Here is a 17862-nt window from a genome sequence, read left to right as displayed (position 1 = left end):
GGCCCACGCTAGCGCTCACCCGGCGCCGAAGCAGACGAAGCCGACGCTCGCCGAGTACGCCGTGTCGCCGCCGTCCGAGTGCTCCCGCTGGGCCTGGGCGAGGGCCACGGCCGGCGACACGCCCTCGCCGAGCCTGCGGTGCAGGTCGACCATGAGCGGCGTGGTCATCTCGGTCGGCACGGGCATGACCGGCGCGATCAGCGTCGCCGTGCCCAGACCGAGGAGCGCGGCGGTGAACCCCATCAGCTCGTCCCCCGGTCGCACCGCGGACATCCCCGAGTCGCACGCCGACAGCACCACCCGCGCGGGCGGGGTGCGCAGCCGTTCCAGGTCGTAGACGGTCAGCGGTCCGTCGGCCAGCTCCAGCGCGGAGAACAGCGGGTTGTCCGCGCGGAACGAGCCGTGCGCGGCCACGTGCGCCAGGGGCGCGCCGTCCATCGCGGCGGCGACCTCGTCCACGGTCGCCCTCCCGTCCACCAGCACCCGCGCGCCCGGCACGTGCTCGGCGACGGCGCCGATCTCGGTCGGCGCGGCGGGCAGGCGCGGCCCGGCGGCCAGCACGGACCGGTCGGACGGGCGCGGCACGCGCGACTGCGTGGCCGCCCGCAGCCACACCGTCGCCGACGGGGCCACGGTCACCGAGCGGCCCTCGTTGCCCGGCAGCACGGACCACGGCAGGCCGTTGAGCACACCGGTCGGCGCGATCACCAGCGCCCGGCCGTCGACCCGGCCGCGCAGCGGCGCGAGCAGCCGGTCCGCGAGCCGCCGGGCGGCGTGCGCGGAGGTCGACCGCAGGTGCGACCGGTCGACCGACGTCGGCAGCGTCACCATGCGGTGCAGCGCGAAGCGCAGCAGCCGGATCTCCCGCACCGCGCCCTCGACGTCGCCGATGCGGTGCAGCGACGCCCGACCGCCCGCCACGACGACCGCGAGCAGCTCGTCGTCGAGGTGCACGTACTCCACCAGCGCCGCGTCGCCCAGCGCCCACGCCAGGTCCCGCACGGCGGGTGGCCGGTGGATCGCCCCTCCGCCGCTGACCTGGCGGCTCAGGTCGCGGACCCGCTGCTCCATCCGCACCTGCCGCTGCCGCAGCGCCCCCGACGCCCTGCCCGCCAGCAGCGCGCCCTCCAGGTCGGCGGTCACGGCCCGCAGCTCGGCCAGCGCGTCGGCCACCGCCGAGTCCTCGGGGGGCCGCGCGGGCGTCATCCGCAGCGCGCCCGCCCGCCAGCTCTCCGCCCAGCTCAGCACCTTCGCCGCGTGCCCGGTCGAGACCGCTCCCCGCAGCCCCGCCAGCGCCAGCTCCTTGCCCTGCGCCCCGGACAGCGCCCGCAGCTCCGCCGCGCCGAGGGACACCCGGTACTCGTCGAGCAGCGCCAGTCCCCGCCGCAGCGCCGTCTGCGCGCCGCGGGTGTTGCCGTCCAGCTCCCGGCGCAGCGCCTCGGCGTACCAGCCCTGCGCGCGGTTGGCCGCCGTGCCGCCACGCCGGGCCGCGCCCGCGACCTCCAGGTGCTCGCGCGCCAGCGCGGTGTCGCCCAGGTCGCGGGCGATCAGCGCCGCGTCGACCCGCGCCTCCAGGCCCGGTGTCCGCCAGCCGAGCCCCTCCAGCCGGTCGGCCACGGTCGCCATCGCCGTGCCCAGCCGCCGCGACCTCCTGCCGCTCAGGTACGCCGCGTGCAGCTCCGCGTGCCGCGCGCCCGCCTCCCAGACCTCGCGCTTCTCCCGCCGGAACCCCTTGCGCGCCTGTGCCGCGAACTCGACGGCCTGGTCGAGGTCGCCCTCCAGCAGGGCGATGCGGGCCCGGTAGAACAGCGCCTCCGACCGGCCCAGCACCAGGTTGCGGCCGCTCATCTCGGCCAGCGCCCGGTCGGCGGCGGCCCGCGCCTCCTCCACCAGCGGCACCGACACCAGCAGCTCCAGCCGGTTGATCAGCAGCAGCGGCCGGGGCACCTCCAGCCGCCGGTACTCCAGCTCCGCCTCGGCGAACATCGTCAGCGCGCGCGGGATGTCGCCCGCCCGGACCGCGGAGATGCCCGCGTTCCACCGCACGTCCGCGACCGCCAGGTCCTGCCCCAGCTCCCGGTAGAGCAGCGCGGACCGGTCGAAGTCCTCGTCCGCCGCCCGCAGACCACCGGTGTACGCCCGCAGCAGGCCGCGGTTGTTCAGCACGCGCGCCTCGGTGAGCCGGTCGTCGAACCGCCGCACGACCTCCACGGCCGCGTTGTACTCGCGCAGCGCCTCGTCGTAGCGGCACAGGTAGTGCAGCACGATCCCGCGGGTCGTCCGGCCGCTGCCCGCGTCCTGCCCGTGCAGGTCCGGCAGCGCCGCGGTGATCGCGCGCAGCGCCTGGGCGTGGCGGCCGGTGTTGGACAGCACGAACGCCAGGCTCATCCGCGCCAGTGCGGTCAACCGCGCCGAATCCGCATTTTTCGCGATCCGGATCGATCGCCTCAGGTGGCGTTCGGCGGCGTCGAAGTCGTGCAGTTCCCGGAACGACAGCCCGATGGCGCGTTCGGCCAGCGACGCCTCCTCGGCGTCCCCCTCCGTTCGTGCGCGACGCAGCGCCGAACGGCCCATCTCGATTGCCGCGTGCGGATCACGTTGTCGCGCGTCCAGCGCATCAGCGGCGGAAACATCGGCCACCCGCGTACTTTATCGGTCCCATGATTGGGAACGTCGTTGTGGTAGCTTGATCACGCTGTTCGGTTGCCGCATGTCCACCTCCGCGACGTTGTTGTGAGGCTTTGGTGTCAAAATCGTCGGACCGCGCCGAGCTTTACCTGAAAGCACTTGACCAGCTCATCGCCAAGGATGAACGCATTCGGCTGCACGCCGAGCCGGGTCGGGAGTTCCTGTTCCGTCCGGGCCAACTGCTGGTCACCACCGAGGACCTCCAGCGGGTAATCGCCAAACTCCGCGAAAACGGGTTCCGATTCGAATTGGGCAAGGGCTTCCTCGGTTTGGAACGGGTGATTCTCCCCAACAATCGCGACGACATTCCGCGGATCGTGCGACTGCTGCGGGACCCGAAGACCTGGCCCGGCGAGCGCATCCCGCTGGTCCAGCCGCACCACCTCACCGTCGGGCACGGCGGCAACATGCACGGCTGCCCCGGCGACCGCCCCCGGCCGACCGACCCGCTGCCCAAGCCGGGCAAGCCGGACCGCGGCAAGGGCGTGACGATCGGGGTGATCGACACCGGCATCTCCGCCACCGCCGCGACGGACCACCCCGACTGGCTCGCGGGCTGGTACACCCCGCAGGCCGACGACGTCGACACGGCCTACGACCACGGCGACTTCTTCGCGCTCCAGGGCGGGCACGGCACGTTCGTCGCGGGCGTCGCGCGGCAGGCCGCTCCGGGGGTCCGCTTCGACCCGGAGGTCGCGCTCGACCCGAACGGCCTCGGCGACGAGGAGTCGCTCGCCACCGCCATCACCGGGCTCGGCCAGGGCGTGCAGATCGTCACCATGTCGCTGGGCTGCTTCACCCTGGACAACGTGGCGTCCGAGCCCGTCCGGCGCGCGGTCAACCTGCTGCCCAAGGACGTCGTGGTCGTCGCGTCCGCGGGCAACCAGGGCACCGAGCGGCCGAGCTGGCCCGGTGCGCTGGCCAACGTCGTCGGCGTGGCCGCGCTGGCCCAGAACGGCGACGGCTCGATCGTCCCGGCGTGCTACAGCAACCACGGCCACTGGGTGGACCTGTGCGCGGTCGGCAACCGCAGCAGCACCTACCTCAAGGGCGAGTGGCAGCTGCCCGGCGAGCCGACGCCCGAGGTGTTCGACCGGTACGCCTACTGGGCGGGGACCTCCTTCGCGACCCCGCACGTGTCCGGGACGATCGCCGCGCTGATGACCGCGAACGGGATCAGCGCGCCGCAGGCCCGCGACCTGCTGCTGGCGGGCCCGGAATTCCACCCCGGCTACGGCGTCCAGGTCCCCTGATCGGTCGAAAGACGACACCGACGTGTATCTGACGAGCGCTTGGGCGCTCCGCACCCTGTGGCAGCATTTCGAAGGTCCCCGGCTGCGGAGCCGGCCATCAGACAGGCACGTCAGTCCCTGCTGAACAAGAGGAGGGGACGTGACCCCTGCATCCCCGATCGCCGCGCTCGTCGAGGCGGCGAGCGCGGGCGACCAGCGTGCCTGGAACGAGATCGTCGACCGCTACACGCCGCTGGTGCTGTCGGTGATCTACCAGCACCGGTTGCGCCCGGCGGACGCGGCGGACGTGAACCAGACGCTCTGGCTCCGGCTCGTGGAGCAGATCGGCAGGCTCCGCGAGCCGGACGCGCTGCCCGGCTGGATCGCGACCACGACCCGCAACGAGTGCCTGCGCATGCTGAAGCTCCAGCAGCGGACCCAGCCGTTCGACCCCCAGGCGACCGACGAGCAGTCGGTGGCCGTGGACCAGGGCGACGTCGAGGCCGAGCTGCTGGCGGCCGAACGGCGGCAGGCGCTGCGGGACGGGTTCCGGATGCTGTCCGAGCAGTGCCGGGAGCTGCTGGCGAAGCTGATGGCCGACCCGCCACCGAGCTACGCCGACGTCAGCGCCCAGCTCGACATGCCGATCGGCAGCATCGGGCCCACGCGGATCCGCTGCCTGAACAAGTTGCGCAAGACGCCCGCGATCCTCGCGTTCACGGGCGCCACCCCGGAGGGAGGTGTGCTCGGTGCAGCACTGGGACAGCGATGAACGCCTGCTGGGGGACCTCCACGCCGCGCTGACCGAAGCGGCCTCCGTGCCCGCCTCGTACCTGGAGGCCGGCCGGGCCGCGTTCGCGTGGCGGACGATCGACGAGGAGCTGCTGCTGCTCACCAGCTACGACTCGATCCTCGACACGGAGCTGGCGGGCCGGGCGCGGGCCGTGCTGACCGCCAGGCAGCTCGTGTTCGACGCGGACGGCTTCTCGTTGCAGGTGGAGGTGACGGAGGCCGGGATCGCGGGCCAGCTCATGCCGCCGAGCCGGGCCGTGGTCGCGCTGCTCACCCCCGGCGGTCCCGCCGAGGAGACCACGGCCGACGAGTTCGGCTCGTTCCTGCTGGGCCCGCCCCCGCCCGGCCCGATCCGCCTGCGCTGCACCGTCGACGGCACCACCGCGCAGACCGACTGGATCTGCGTCTAGCCCCGTCGTGTTCCCCCCGCGGTCCACGACGGGGCTGCCGTGCTCCTCGACCGCGTCAGCCGGTGTTCTGCCGCGCAGAAGGGTGAACCGCCCTGTCATCCGTTCGGGCGATGGAATTGGTCAGTAAGGTGATTCCCGTTCGCGATATCCGGGTGAGGGTGGGCGGTGCGGGATGGTCGACCGGGTGAGCTGGGTGCCCGAAGGGGTCAACGTCGATCTGCCCAGTTCGGCGCGGATCTACGACTACCTCCTCGGCGGCGGCCACAACTTCGCCGCCGACCGCGACACGGCCGAGCAGCTCATCAGGGTCCTCCCGGTGCGGGACATGGCCCGCCTCAACCGCGCCTACCTGCGCCGCGCGGTCCTCGAACTCGTGGACCTCGGCATCCGCCAGTTCCTCGACCTCGGCTCGGGCATCCCGACCGTCGGCAACGTGCACGAGGTCGCCCAGGAGGCCGACCCGACGTGCCGCGTCGTCTACGTGGACTTCGAGCCGGTCGCGATCACGCACGCCGAACTGCTGCTCGCCGACGACCCGAACGCCACCGCCGTCCTCGCCGACCTGCGCGACCCCGCCGCGGTCCTGTCCGCGCCGGAGACGCGGCGGACGCTGGACCTCGACCAGCCGATCGGGCTGCTCGCGGTCGGCGTGCTCCAGTTCATCCCCGACGAGGACGACCCGTGGGGCGTGCTGGCCCGCTACCGCGACGCGCTGTGCTCCGGGAGCTACCTGGCGCTGTCGCACTTCACCCCGGACCGGATGCCCGAGGCGATGGCCGCGGGCGCCGGTGTCTTCCGGAACACCGCCGAGCCGATCACGCCGCGCACCGCCGAACAGGTGCTGCGGATGATGGACGGCTTCGACGTGATCGAACCCGGTCTGGTGATGACGCCCGAGTGGCGTCCCGAATCACCGGACGAGGTGGGCGACGACCCCGGTCGCGCCAACCTCTACGCGGTGGTCGGCCGGAAGCCCTGACACCCGGCCGCTCCTCCCCGCCAGTCCGGACGACGCCCACCGAGAAACGACGATGAGCACGATCCCAGGTGCTGCGCAGCCCTCGGACGGTCCGCCCCCGCCCGAGGTCGGCCCCGCTCACCCGCCCACGGGTGAGCGGTGGTCCAGGGCGCTCGCGCGCACGGCGTACTCGCCCACGTCGCGCCGGAGGATCCGGCGGCACGTGGACGGCCACGTGACCGCGCTCGTCGCCCTGCTCGGGGCCGAGGACTTCACCGCCGAACCCGCGCACGCCATCGGCGCCTGGCTGGTGGAGTCCCGCTACACCGGGCCGCACAGCCTCCAGACCACGGTGGACGTCCTGGGGCCCGCCCTGCGCACGCACCCGGACCTGGTGGACGTGCCCGACCTGGAGGACCGCGTGGTGTTCGTCCTGGGCGCGCTGGCCGCGGGGTACGCGAACGCCGTGCGGGAGCAGATCTTCGAGGAGCAGGAACGGGTCCGCAACGCGCTGCTGCTCACCCTCGGCGAGACCCAGCAGAGCCTGCACGACAGCGAGGCGCGGTTCCGGCAGGTGTTCTCCAGCTCCGCCGTCGGCATCGCGATCCTGGACCTCGCGGGCGCGCTGGTCGAGGCGAACCCGGCGCTGGCGCGGATACTGGGTCACGAGGTCGACGCCCCCGACGAGGTGTTCGCCCCCGAGGACCTCGACGCGCTGCGGACGTCGAGCCACGCGATGCTGGCGGCGCTGGACGACACCACCAGGTCCGAACGCCGGTTCACCGGTCCGGCGGGCGACGAGATCTGGGCGAACGTGGTGCTGTCGGTGGTGCGCGACAGCGACGAGCGGCCGAAGTACTTCGTGGCCGTGCTGGAGGACGTGACCGATCAGCGACAGCTCCGGGAGTACCTGCGGTTCCAGGCGCTGCACGACGTGCTGACCGGTCTGCCGAACTGGCAGAGCTTCCTGCCGCACCTGGAGAAGGTGCTCGGCAAGCTCCGCACCCCGAACACCGTGACCCTGTGCTACCTCGACGTGGACAGCACGGCGCTGCTCAACGACGGCCTCGGCTACCGGGCCGGGGACCGGGTCCTCACCGCGGTCGCCCGCAGGCTGAGCGCCGCCGTGGCGGACGAGGCCGCGATGGTGGCCAGGGCGGGCGGCGACGAGTTCGTCGTGCTGATCGAGGACTCCCCCACCACACCGAGCATCTCCGAGCTGGCCGCCCGGATCGACGCCGCTCTCACCGAACCGGTCGAAGTGGACTCGACGCGGACCACCGCGGTGTCCGCGGGCATGGGCTTCGTCCGCACCTCGGCGCGCGGCGCGGACGCCATGACCCTGGTGCGCCAGGCGCACAGCACCCTGCGGCGCGCGGAGGCCAAGGGCAAGCGCCAGTGGGCGTACTACGACCACGACCTGGACGCGCTGGACCGGCCGCGCCTGGAACTGGTCGCCACGCTGCCCGGCGCGCTCGCGGCGGGCGAGGTCTACACCGAGTTCCACGCCGTCGACGACGTGGTGCTGACCGCGCGGCTCCGCTGGGAGCAGCCGGACGACACCGTCGTCACGCACAGGGAAGTCCTGCTCCAGGGCGATGAACTGGGCCACACCATCCCGCTGGGCGACGCGCTCCTGACGCAGGCGTGCGCCAGGGCGGCCGAGCCGGGCGAGCACCTCCCGGTCCTCGTCCGCCTGTCGCCCGACCACTCCCGCGACCCCGACCTGACCGCCACCGTCGGCCGCGCGCTGACCGGCTCCGGTCTGGCCCCTGACCGGTTGTGGCTCAGCCTGTCGCTGCGCGGGCTCCACGGCGAGGAGGGTCAGGACAACCTCGCGGTGCTGGCCGACCTCGGCGTGAAGGTGTTGCTGCACGACCTTTCCGGCGCACTGGCCGAACTGTCCACAGTGGAGTCGTCGAGACCGCACGCCGTGGCGCTCGGCCCGGTGCCGGAGGGCGCGCTGGCCAGGGCCGCCGCGACGGCCCTGGTCCCGCTGCTGCGCGCGACGGGCGCGCTGGTGATCGCCGACGAGACGACCGGCGAGCAGGACGAGTGGCTCCGCTCGGTCGGCGTCGACCTCCTGCTGCCACCGCAGCCGGAGATCGAGGAGTACTAGCCGGGAGCGTGCTCCACCTGTTCGGCGGACGGCCGGCCGGGTGGCCGCGTGGACCGCTCCCGCGGAATACCGCGACCGCGAGACGCCTGCCAGGGCCCGGAAAAGCCCCGGCGCCCCGCTCCGCAGGAGGAACGGGACGCCGGGGCGGTGGGACCGGTTAGTCCACGAACTCGCGAGCCCAGTCGGCGGTCGCGCCGATCCTGGCGGTGCTGAAGGCCGCCTCGACCTCCGACTTCTCCCGCGCGTTCGGGTACGGGTTCGTGCAGGACACACCCGCGCTGCTGCCCGACATCAGGCTGGTGCACGGGCCGGGCTTGCGGTCCGGCTGGCCCAGGATGTGGCCCAGTTCGTGCGAGGCGATGCGGATGGCGTTGTAGCCCTGGTCGGTGGCCTGGCGGCCCATCCAGACGCGGCCGTTGCCGAGGCTGGTCGTCTGCGCGCGCGGCCAGCCGTCGTCGGCGATGATGCGGATGTTGGCGGAGCTGGACGTGGTCGACACGAGCCGGACGTTGACCACGCTGGAGTTCCAGATCTGGGCGCCCTGGTCGACGGCGGCCTTGAACTCCGCGGCACCGCTGGCGTTGTAGGTCAGGGTTCGGACAGCGGCTACCTCGACGTCCGGCGTCGCGGAGGCGGTCGGGGCGTGCAGGCTGATGAGCCCGACGGCGACCACCAGCGCACCCGTGAGTTTGCGCAGCACGGTGATTCTCCTCGTTGCAGGGTGGATCATGCAGGGAATTCGACCGTAACGACGTCGCGGAGCAGACCGCAAGAACGGTTAATGTGATTCAGCGGCGGAACGGACCGCTGACCTCGTAGGTGATCCCACCGCCGCTGCTGCCGCTCGTGCCGCGCTGCGAGGAGAAGTAGAGCCGGTCGCCCGCGGGGGTGAAGGCGGGTCCGGTGATCTCCGAGGAGGACTGGTTCGGCACCCGCAGGAACGGTGCCACGACACCGTCCGGCGTGATGAGGCAGATCTCCAGGTCGCCGCCGTCCTCGGCGACGAAGAGGTCGCCGGAGGTCGAGCGGGTGACGTTGTCGACGCCCGTCAGCGGCGCGGTGCCGGAGGCGACCAGGGAGTCGTCGTAGGTGAGGCCGATCGTGCTCGCGTCCGCGTCGTAGGCCCAGACGCGGTTGTCGCCCTTGGTGGTGAACCAGCACGTGCCACCGGCGTAGTAGCACCCCTCGCCGCCGTTGAACCGCTTCGCGCCGGACACCTGCGAGCGGGTCGCGGTGGGGCTGCCGTCGGGGTCGGGGACGGCCTTCCACGTCACCGGCCCCGAGGTCTGCGAGGTGGGCCCCACCATGACCTCCAGCGTCCCGGCGGACAGGTCACCCCAGGCCGTGGGCTTGAACCGGTAGAAGCACCCGTCGCTCACGTCCTCCGTCAGGTAGACGTAGCCGTGGTCGGCGTCGGCCGCGCAGGCCTCGTGCTTGAACCGCCCCATCGCGGGCCGGGCGACCGCGGCGGTCACGCCCCGCGGGTCGGTCTCGAAGACGCGCCCCCGGTCCACCTCCTCGCAGGAGAGCCAGGTCCCCCACGGGGTGGCGCCGCCCGCGCAGTTCACGTTCGTGCCGGAGAGGGTGCGGTAGGCGTCGGTGATGGCGCCCGTGGAGGAGAAGCGGATCGCCCCGACACCACCGGTCGTGGGCACCTCGCTGTTGGAGACGTAGATCCACCCGCTGCCGTCGGGGAAGCACGCGCCGCCGTCCGGGGCGGGGTGCCAGGTGTAGGACGTGCCCGCGACCCGCTGGCCGCTGCGGGCCACGACCCGGCTGGTGAACCCCGCGGGGAGCATCAACCCGCCGGCGTTCACGGCCTGCGGGAGGCCGTAGGGGCTCGGCCCCGGCTGGGCGCCCGCGGCGAAGGCTTCCGCCCACGAGGCGCCGCCGAAGGCCGCGGCCGCCGTTCCGACGACCGCGACCCTCAGGAAGTTCCGACGTTCCACCGTTGTTCTCCGTTCACCCGAGAAGGCCGACCTCATCGGCCAGCCTTCTCGGAACAGCGGACAACGGTGGTTCACACCACCTGAACAAGTAGCGAATTCACGCGTAGGTGGGTTGGCGCAACGCGTGCTCCACCAAGGTGATGAGCGTCTGCTTGGTCGATTGGCGGTTGCGCGCGTCGCAGGGGACGATGGGCACGGACGGCTCGATGGTGAGCGCCTCGCGGATGTCCTCCACCCGGTGGTGCATGAGGCCGTCGAAGCAGTTCACCCCCACCACGTACGGCAGCTCGCGGTCCTCGAAGAAGTCGATCGAGGCGAACGCGTCGTCGAGCCTGCGGGTGTCGACCAGCACGACGGCGCCGATCGCGCCGCGCACCAGGTCGTCCCACATGAACCAGAACCGGTGCTGACCCGGCGTGCCGAACAGGTACAGGATCAGGTCGCTGTCCAGGGACACGCGGCCGAAGTCCATCGCCACGGTGGTGGTGACCTTGTTCGGCGTCGCCGACAGGTCGTCGATGCCGACGCTGGCCTCGGTCATCACCGCCTCCGTCGTCAGCGGCACGATCTCGGACACCGACCCGACGAAGGTCGTCTTGCCCACGCCGAATCCACCAGCCACGACGATCTTCGTCGACATGGTGGGCTTGGCGGGCGACCCCGGTCGTCCGAGAGCACCAGAGCTCATCGCTGGTCTGCTTTCCCTTGAGTAGTTGGTCAGCCGCGCATCGACACGTGCAGTTGCGAGCGGATCTCCGGCGTGAGCTGGATGCCGACCCGCTCCACGAGCCGGGTCATGGCGTAGCCGATGAGCCCGATGTCGCAGTTGGGGGCGGCCAGCACCGCGAGGCAGGACCCGTCGCTGATCGACATCAGGAACAGGTAGCCCCGTTCCATCTCGACCACGGTCTGCTTCACCTCACCCGCCTCGAAGCAGCGCGCCGCTCCGAGGTTGAGGCTCACGAGGCCCGACGCCACGGCGGCGAGCTGTTCGGCGCGGTCGATCGGGAGACGCTCGGAGCCCGCCAGGAGGAGTCCGTCCGCGGACACCACGATGGCGTGCGCGACCCCGGCTACCCTGCTGACGAAGTCCTCGACCAGCCAGCTGAAGTTGTCCAGTTCTTCGGACGTGGTGGTCACCGCTGCTCCTTCTGTGCGCTCGTGTCCCCTGAGGTGCTACCGAACAAGGGACTGTCCCACGACTCGATGTCGTCGAGGGATTCGCGTCCCAACTGCACGCCCCGCTGGTAGGTCGCGAACTGCTGGCGCAGCCGCTCGGCGGACCGCCGCCGCGTCGGGGCGACCGCGGTCGCGACCGAGGCGGTCTGCCCGCCACCCTGGCCGCTCTGGGCCTGCTTGGCGGGCGCGGAGGCCTGCTTCGCGGGCGAGCCGGGGATGAGACGGGCGTTGGGGACCCGCTTGGGCAGCCCAGCGGTCGTCTTGTCGTCCACCGCGGTCTTCAGGACCTTGTTGGCCGTCTGCCAGCCCTCGTCCGCCACGCCCCAGTCCGCCTTCGGCGACTTCTTGCGCGCCGGGACGGGCGGGGTGGTGTCGGAGAGCTCGCGCTTGGGCAGCTGCGGCGAGGACGTCCGCTGGGCGGGCGGCTCGGCCGCCGCGGCGGGCGCGAGCATCTCGGTGGCCTCGGCGCCCTTGGTGTGGCCGTTGCCGTTGCCGTTGGTGTGCCCGTTGCCGCTGCCGGGCGCCTCGGAGGTCTCGCCGCCCTGGAACCAGCGCGACAGCACGTCCTCGTAGATCGGCAGCCGCTCGGTGACCGGCTCGACCTTCGGCTTCGGCGCGGGCTTGCGCGGCAGCACGGTCCGCTCGGCCGCGGGCGGGTAGGAGTAGTCGATCGGGTCGACACCGTCCGGCTGCACGGGTTTCATGCCCTGGACGGTGGCGGTGAACAGATCCTCGGTGGACGTGCGCTCGACCAGGTGCTCCGCGTGCGGGTCCTCGTCGGGCGCCGACATCACCTGCGGGAACTGGCCCGAGTCGACCTGACCGGGAGTCCACTTGGGAACACCGGCGATGACGCCGACACCGGTCTGCTCGACCTGGCCGGACAGGTGGTCCTCGAAGCTCGACGCGGTCGACCGCGCGGGCGGCGCGGGCGGGAGCTGCGAGACACCCTTGTGCAGCAACGAGGCAGGCAGGACGACCTGCGCGGTGACGCCACCCTCTATGTCGTCGTTGTTGCTCAGCGTCACGCGGATCTCGTGGCGCTTGGCGAGCTGGCCGACCACGTACAGGCCCATCTCGCGGGCGACGGAGACGTCGACCTCCGGGGGCTCGTTGAGCTTGTGGTTGGCCTCCACGATGTCGTCCTCCTGCATACCGACACCGCGGTCGTGGATGCGGATCGCGATCTCGCCGCGCCGGGTCTCCGTCGCCCGCACCGTGACCTTGGTGGTGGGCTTGGAGAACGCGGTCGCGTTGTCCAGCAGCTCGGCGATGAGGTGCGCGAGGTCGTTGACGACCCGGCCCTGCACCTTGATCTCCGGGCCCGGCGCGATCTGGATCCGGGCGTACTTCTCCACCTCGGACACCGCGGCGCCGAGGACCTCGGACACCGGGACGGGCCGGGTGACGCGGCGGTTGACCGTCGTGCCGGAGAGCACCAGGAGGTTCTCGCTGTTGCGGCGCATCTGCGTCGCGAGGTGGTCCAGCTCGAAGAGGCTCGCGAGCTGGTCCGGGTCCTGCTCGTCCTGCTCCAACCGGTCGATCACGCCGATCTGGCGCTCGACGAGCGCCTGGCTGCGCCGCGACAGGTTGATGAACATGTCGTTGACGTTCGCGCGGAGGGCCACCTGCTCGACGGCGAGGCGGACCGCTTCGCGCTGCACCGCGTCGAACGCGCGGGCCACCTGGCCGACCTCCTCCGTCGTGTTGATCGGCACGCGGAACAGGGCTTCCTCGGCGGCCAGCTCCGGGTCGCGGTGCTGGCGGATCCGCTGGATGGCCTCCGGCAGGCGGTTGCGCGCCACGTCGAGGGCCGTGCGGCGCAGGACCCTCAGCGGGATGACCATGGAGCGGGCGACGATCGCCATGAGGCCGAAGGCGACGAGCAGGGCGACGAGCACGAGGGCGGCGTCGCGCCAGGCGCCCGCACGACCCTCGGCGATCAGCTCGTCGGAGGTGACGCGGATCTGGCTCTCGATGTCGCGCGACACCGTGGTGATCAGGCCCGCGGTGTCCTCGCCGAGCCGGAGGACCTCCGCGTCGGAGATGGTGACCCGCTGGTCGTCGTCCTCCTCCTGGCTGATCTCCTGCTGCACGAGGGCCAGTTGGACGAGCCGGTTGCGGCCGTCGACGGCGCCGCCGGACACGACGTCCTGGAAGCGCTGCCGGTTCTCCTGCGAGGCGGAACCGGTGAAGTCGACGAGCGCGGCGTCCAACCTGGACTGCGCGGCGCGCAGGGCGTTGACCTGTCCGGGCGCGAACTCGCCGCGCTTGGCCGTGGCCACCAGGATCGCGTTCTGCTGCGACATCTGTTCCCGCGCGCCGTAGAGCGCGAGGTTCGCCGACGACAGCGGGGTCAGCCGCGAGTTGCTCACGCCGCCCGCCGCGATCCGGTGGACCTGGTTCACGGCGGTGAGGATCTGGCTGTACGCGCTGAGGACGGAGGCGTCCGGGTAGCGCGTGCTCAGCATCGTGTTGCGCAGGGAGCTCAGGTTGTCCAGCGACTGCAAGGACTTCTGGAACGCGTCGGCCACCGCGGGGTCGACGCCCTCGGTGGAGACGGCCACGTCGCGGTACTTGCCGACCTCGACGTCGACCTTGGCCGCGCGGGTCACCTGCTCCGCGCTGTTCTCCTGCCGGTTGCCCGCCACGTAGTGGACGGCGGCGTCTCGTTCGAGCTGGAGCGCGTCGGACACCGACGCCGCCTGGGCGCTGAGCGCGAGTTCGCGCTGCACCTTGCCGAACTGCGCCACGTCGTCGAGCTGGCTGTTCAGCCGCAGTCCGGCGAGCGCGAGCGTGCTCAGCGCGGGGACCAGCAGAACCACGGCCAGCTTGCTGCGCAGGCGCCAGTTGGTGAGGCGCCAGCGTCGGATGCCCCCTGGCACGACCAGGGCCTCCGTGTCTGCGCGAGCATCCCGGCCGCCGGCAGCGGGACGGGATGACGCGGAATTCGCGGTCGGAACCGAGTTGGCGGGTCTACCGCTCTCGGCATCCGACTCTTGTCGGGCTCGCTCCGGATCGGATCCGGACGCGGGGTCACCGTGACCGCGCACCGTCAGCACACTCCCCAGCTTCCAAGCCGATGAAAGGAAACTTATCTACAAACCTGGTGGATCTTCGAGTAAAAGCGGCCGAAGTGATACCGCCATTTGGCGGACTTCGCAGGTAGTTCACAAATCAACCAGTATGACTGATCGCTGTGAGAAGGCCACTAAACAGACACTAACAGCGGCGGTTCACGACATTTTCACCGATGAGACGGGTGTGAAACAACTGCGGGGAGCCGAAGAGGCTCCCCGCAATCGCCTGATTCGTCAGCTACTGGGGGCGATGAGCATCGGCTTGACGTCCATCTCCTTCTCCAGCAGACCGTAGGTCTTCATCAGCGTCGCGACCCTTTGCAGGCGCGTGGCGTCCAAAGTGGTGGGGAACTCACCGAAGTGGACGAGGCTCGCGGTTTCCTTGTCCACCTTCGCGTACTCCTGGAGCAGCGGCTCGACCGTGGGGCGGTCGGCGGCGTCCTTCTGCCCCTTGGCCATGGCGCGCTGGAACGCCGCGACGGTGTTGGGGTTCTCCTTGGCGAACTTCCCGCTGGTCGCGTAGCCGGCGATCGGGATGTTGTCCGTCGGGCCGCTCGCGGCGTCCAGGGCGGTCACGGAGCCGATGGAGCGCTGGGCGCGCGTGATGAAGGGCTCGACCATGAACGCCGCGTCAACGGTCTTGTTCTCGATCGCGGCCTGCATGTCCGGGAACGCGAACTCCTTGAACGTGACGCTCGCGGGGTCGACGTCGTTGGCCTCCAGGGTGGCCTTCGCGGTCAGCTCGGCGATGTTCTTGAACGTGTTGATCGCGATGGTCTTGCCCGCCAGGTCCTTGGGGGACTTGATGGGCGAGTCGGCGGTCGTCACGATCAGGAACATGTCGGGCTTGGCCTGGTAGCCGTCCGACACCAGCTTGATGCCCTCGACGGCCTTGGCGGCCTCCTTGGACTCGGCGGCGAAGAACGAGACCCAGTTGCCGAAGGTCAGGTCGAGGTCGCCGCTGATCAGGCCGGGGATGGCCGCGGCGCCGCCCTGGATGACCTTCAGGTCGACCTCCAAGCCCTCTTCCTTGAAGTAGTCCTTCTTGATCGCCACGTGGACCGAGGCCACGTCGAGGATCGGAAGCACGCCGAGCGTGATCTTGCTCTTCTCGACCTTGCCGTTCGCGGGCTTCTCGGCGGCGGGGGTTTCCGACGAGCCTCCCAGAGCGCCGCAACCTGCGACGGAGGCGAGCAGCGCGAGGACGGACAAACCGCCGACGATCATGCGTGCGTGGCGGCCGACTCTTCGAGTCATCTGAAGCACTCTCCTGGTTGGAGCGGGGCGTTCGTTGCGGGGGATTCTCGATCGACCAGACGCGGCGAAAACCACTCAAAGTGACACTCGCGGTTCACTAGGACCCCGGTCGACCGACACTCGAAGGCTGTATCCACTACCTTCGGTGAGCATCTTTGCACAGGCCGTCCAGAGGCAGGGGTACACGGTGAGAGAAGCTCATCTCGAATGGACCATTCAGAGCACAGCCCGTCCCGTGGTCGTCATCGGCGCCGGACCTGCGGGTTTGATGACGGCGAACCTGCTCCAGCGGGCGGACGTGCCCTGCGTCGTCCTGGAGCGGGGCACACGCGAGTACATCGAAACGAGACCTCGCGCGGGAATGCTCGAAGACCGCTCGGCGCGGATGCTCGAACGGCACGGTCTGGCCGACCGATTGCTCACGGAAAGTGACACTCACACAGCGTGCGAATTCCGCATCGACGGGAAAGCGCACGAGCTGAACTACTCCGAGCTGTCCGACGGCAGGACCCACTTCGTCTACCCGCAGCAGGAGGTCGTGACCGACCTGCTGGGGCAGTACCTGGCAGGCGGCGGCGACATCCGCTTCGAGGTCTCCGACGTCGAACTCCACGACCACCTGGACGAGATCCCGTCGGTGTCCTGGACATCGTCGGGCGGAACGCGGGAACAGCTCGACTGCTCCTTCATCGCCGGGTGCGACGGCTTCCACGGCGTGAGCCGGAAGAGCATTCCGGCGGGTGCGGTCAAGGAATTCACCCACCAGCACGGCATCGGGTGGCTCAGCATTCTCGCCGAGGCGCCGCCGTCGACCGAGAAGGTCATCTACGCGCTGCACGCGGACGGATTCGCGGGTCACATGCTCCGCAGTTCTACGGTCAGCCGCTTCTACCTCCAGGTACCGGTCGGGGAGAACGTCGACAACTGGCCGGACGAGAAGGTCTGGACCGAATTGCACAAGCGCCTGGCGCTGCGCGACAGCGACTGGACGCTCACCGAAGGAAAGATCATCGAGAAGCGGGTGCTCGACATGCGCTCGCACGTGGTCGAGCCAATGCGCTACGGGCGGCTCTACCTGTTGGGCGACGCCGCCCACATCATCACGCCGATGGGCGGGAAGGGAATGAACCTCGCGCTGAACGACGCCGAGGTCTTCGCCGACGCCATCGCCTCCTACTACAACCACAAGTCCACCGCGGGCCTGGACGACTACTCGGCCGTCTGCCTGCGGCGCGTGTGGCGTGCGCAGGAGTTCTCGCAGTGGATGGTGGACCTGGTCCACCGCAACGAGCAACCGTTCCTGAGCCGATTGGGCCACGCCCGGTTGCAGCACTTGATCCAGTCGCGCGAGGCGGCTGCCTCCTTCGCCCAGATGTACGTCGGGGCGAACTGACCGTTCCAGCCCACGAGGAGGATTGTCCATCTCGCGAATAACACGGAGTCGCCGTGCGCGGTGAACCGATATTTGCCGATTTAACGAGCCCCTGATCCCCGCGGTGCCACAAGGGGATCAGGGGCTCGTCCGCTCTCCGCGCGAGGGTCGTCCGCGCATTGTCCCGACGAGAGTTCCACGGTGGCGGACGCCCGTGGCGCGGGCGTGAATTCGGACCGCCGCCGCCCCCTGTTCCACACCGGTGGATCGATACCGATTCCCGAAGCGCGAACCGCTCCCGCTTTGCCCGGCTCCCGCGCGTTCCCGTCCCACCCGCCTGTTGAGACCGGGTGCATTGACGAGCGATCCACCCTCACCGCGCGGTAGAGGTCCCCGACGAGGTCGGGACCACTCGCGCGAACGCCGCCCGACCGCGACGGGGAGCCCTCTCGGGGGACCGGATCGGGGAAATCCGCGACAAGGCGACAGGAAGCGTTTTCCGGTCAGGTCGGCGCCCTTCGGGGACGTTCCCACCACAAGCCCCGGAACGGGCCGCGCACACGCGATCAGAGGGGCGTTCGGACCACTCGCGCAACCGTCCCGGCAGGGCCGCCCGGCAGACGCCCAGCACCCGGTTCACGACCTTTGTGGACATCCGGCACGAGATCGCCCGGACCGCCGGAACGCGTTCAGCGACACCGGGAAGGACCGATCGCAGTGTCCACATCGACCTGGAATTCCGGAGGACCGGACGGTCTTCGGCAACGTTCGGTAACCGGCGCACGGGCCGAGGCCTGCGAGCACGCGTCCGAACGGGGGACGCGCG

At 70.8% G+C, this 17862-nt stretch carries 14 protein-coding genes; 6 read left to right on the top strand and 8 right to left on the bottom strand.

The window, feature by feature from the left end; genetic code table 11:
• Nucleotides 1–15 precede the first annotated feature (15 nt).
• Both AC156L_RS24075 and AC156L_RS24070 read right to left on the bottom strand, forming a co-directional pair.
• Complete coding sequence (locus tag AC156L_RS24075; protein ID WP_330874136.1) at nt 16–2640, bottom strand: CHAT domain-containing protein; 2625 nt, start codon at nt 2638–2640, stop codon at nt 16–18.
• 107 nt (nt 2641–2747) lie between these two features.
• Nucleotides 2748–3086, bottom strand: coding sequence for a hypothetical protein (locus AC156L_RS24070; RefSeq protein WP_330874135.1), 339 nt, complete (start codon nt 3084–3086; stop codon nt 2748–2750).
• 9 nt (nt 3087–3095) lie between these two features.
• On the opposite strand from AC156L_RS24070, the gene AC156L_RS24065 reads away from it, so the two are divergent.
• The 5 genes from AC156L_RS24065 (at nt 3096) to AC156L_RS24045 (ending at nt 8199) form a co-directional block, all read left to right on the top strand.
• Nucleotides 3096–3941 (top strand): S8 family peptidase, encoded by an 846-nt coding sequence (locus AC156L_RS24065; protein WP_330874134.1) that lies wholly within the window; start codon nt 3096–3098, stop codon nt 3939–3941.
• 139 nt (nt 3942–4080) lie between these two features.
• Nucleotides 4081–4692, top strand: coding sequence for an RNA polymerase sigma factor (locus AC156L_RS24060; protein WP_330874133.1), 612 nt, complete (start codon nt 4081–4083; stop codon nt 4690–4692).
• The gene (locus tag AC156L_RS24055) at nt 4670–5122 is read left to right on the top strand and encodes a hypothetical protein (RefSeq protein ID WP_330874132.1); all 453 of its coding nucleotides are present in this window, start codon (nt 4670–4672) and stop codon (nt 5120–5122) included. Before AC156L_RS24060 ends, AC156L_RS24055 begins: the two co-directional genes overlap by 23 nt.
• A 184-nt stretch (nt 5123–5306) precedes the next feature.
• Complete coding sequence (locus AC156L_RS24050) at nt 5307–6101, top strand: SAM-dependent methyltransferase (RefSeq protein WP_330874131.1); 795 nt, start codon at nt 5307–5309, stop codon at nt 6099–6101.
• Nucleotides 6102–6153: 52 nt separating this feature from the next.
• Nucleotides 6154–8199, top strand: coding sequence for a diguanylate cyclase domain-containing protein (locus AC156L_RS24045; protein WP_484407284.1), 2046 nt, complete (start codon nt 6154–6156; stop codon nt 8197–8199).
• Nucleotides 8200–8356: 157 nt separating this feature from the next.
• On the opposite strand, the gene AC156L_RS24040 is transcribed toward AC156L_RS24045, so the two are convergent.
• From AC156L_RS24040 to AC156L_RS24015, 6 genes are all read right to left on the bottom strand, one after another.
• Nucleotides 8357–8899, bottom strand: coding sequence for a snapalysin family zinc-dependent metalloprotease (locus AC156L_RS24040; RefSeq protein ID WP_330874129.1), 543 nt, complete (start codon nt 8897–8899; stop codon nt 8357–8359).
• Nucleotides 8900–8987: 88 nt separating this feature from the next.
• The gene (locus tag AC156L_RS24035; protein ID WP_330874128.1) at nt 8988–10148 is read right to left on the bottom strand and encodes an alkaline phosphatase PhoX; all 1161 of its coding nucleotides are present in this window, start codon (nt 10146–10148) and stop codon (nt 8988–8990) included.
• Nucleotides 10149–10245: 97 nt separating this feature from the next.
• Nucleotides 10246–10836, bottom strand: a complete 591-nt coding sequence (locus AC156L_RS24030; protein ID WP_330874127.1) for a GTP-binding protein — start codon at nt 10834–10836, stop codon at nt 10246–10248.
• Nucleotides 10837–10865: 29 nt separating this feature from the next.
• On the bottom strand, nt 10866–11288 hold the full coding sequence (locus AC156L_RS24025; protein WP_330874126.1) for a roadblock/LC7 domain-containing protein: 423 nt from the start codon (nt 11286–11288) through the stop codon (nt 10866–10868).
• Entirely contained in the window at nt 11285–14212 is a 2928-nt protein-coding gene (locus AC156L_RS24020) for a sensor histidine kinase (protein WP_330874125.1), read from the bottom strand. Before AC156L_RS24020 ends, AC156L_RS24025 begins: the two co-directional genes overlap by 4 nt.
• Nucleotides 14213–14641: 429 nt before the next feature.
• Nucleotides 14642–15664, bottom strand: coding sequence for an ABC transporter substrate-binding protein (locus tag AC156L_RS24015; RefSeq protein ID WP_330874124.1), 1023 nt, complete (start codon nt 15662–15664; stop codon nt 14642–14644).
• 145 nt (nt 15665–15809) lie between these two features.
• On the opposite strand from AC156L_RS24015, the gene AC156L_RS24010 reads away from it, so the two are divergent.
• Nucleotides 15810–17057, top strand: coding sequence for a 4-hydroxybenzoate 3-monooxygenase (locus tag AC156L_RS24010; protein WP_330874123.1), 1248 nt, complete (start codon nt 15810–15812; stop codon nt 17055–17057).
• The last annotated feature ends 805 nt before the right edge of the window (nt 17058–17862 follow it).

It is taken from the genome of Umezawaea sp., assembly GCF_057122925.1.
This window is presented reverse-complemented; position numbering and strand designations above follow the sequence as displayed.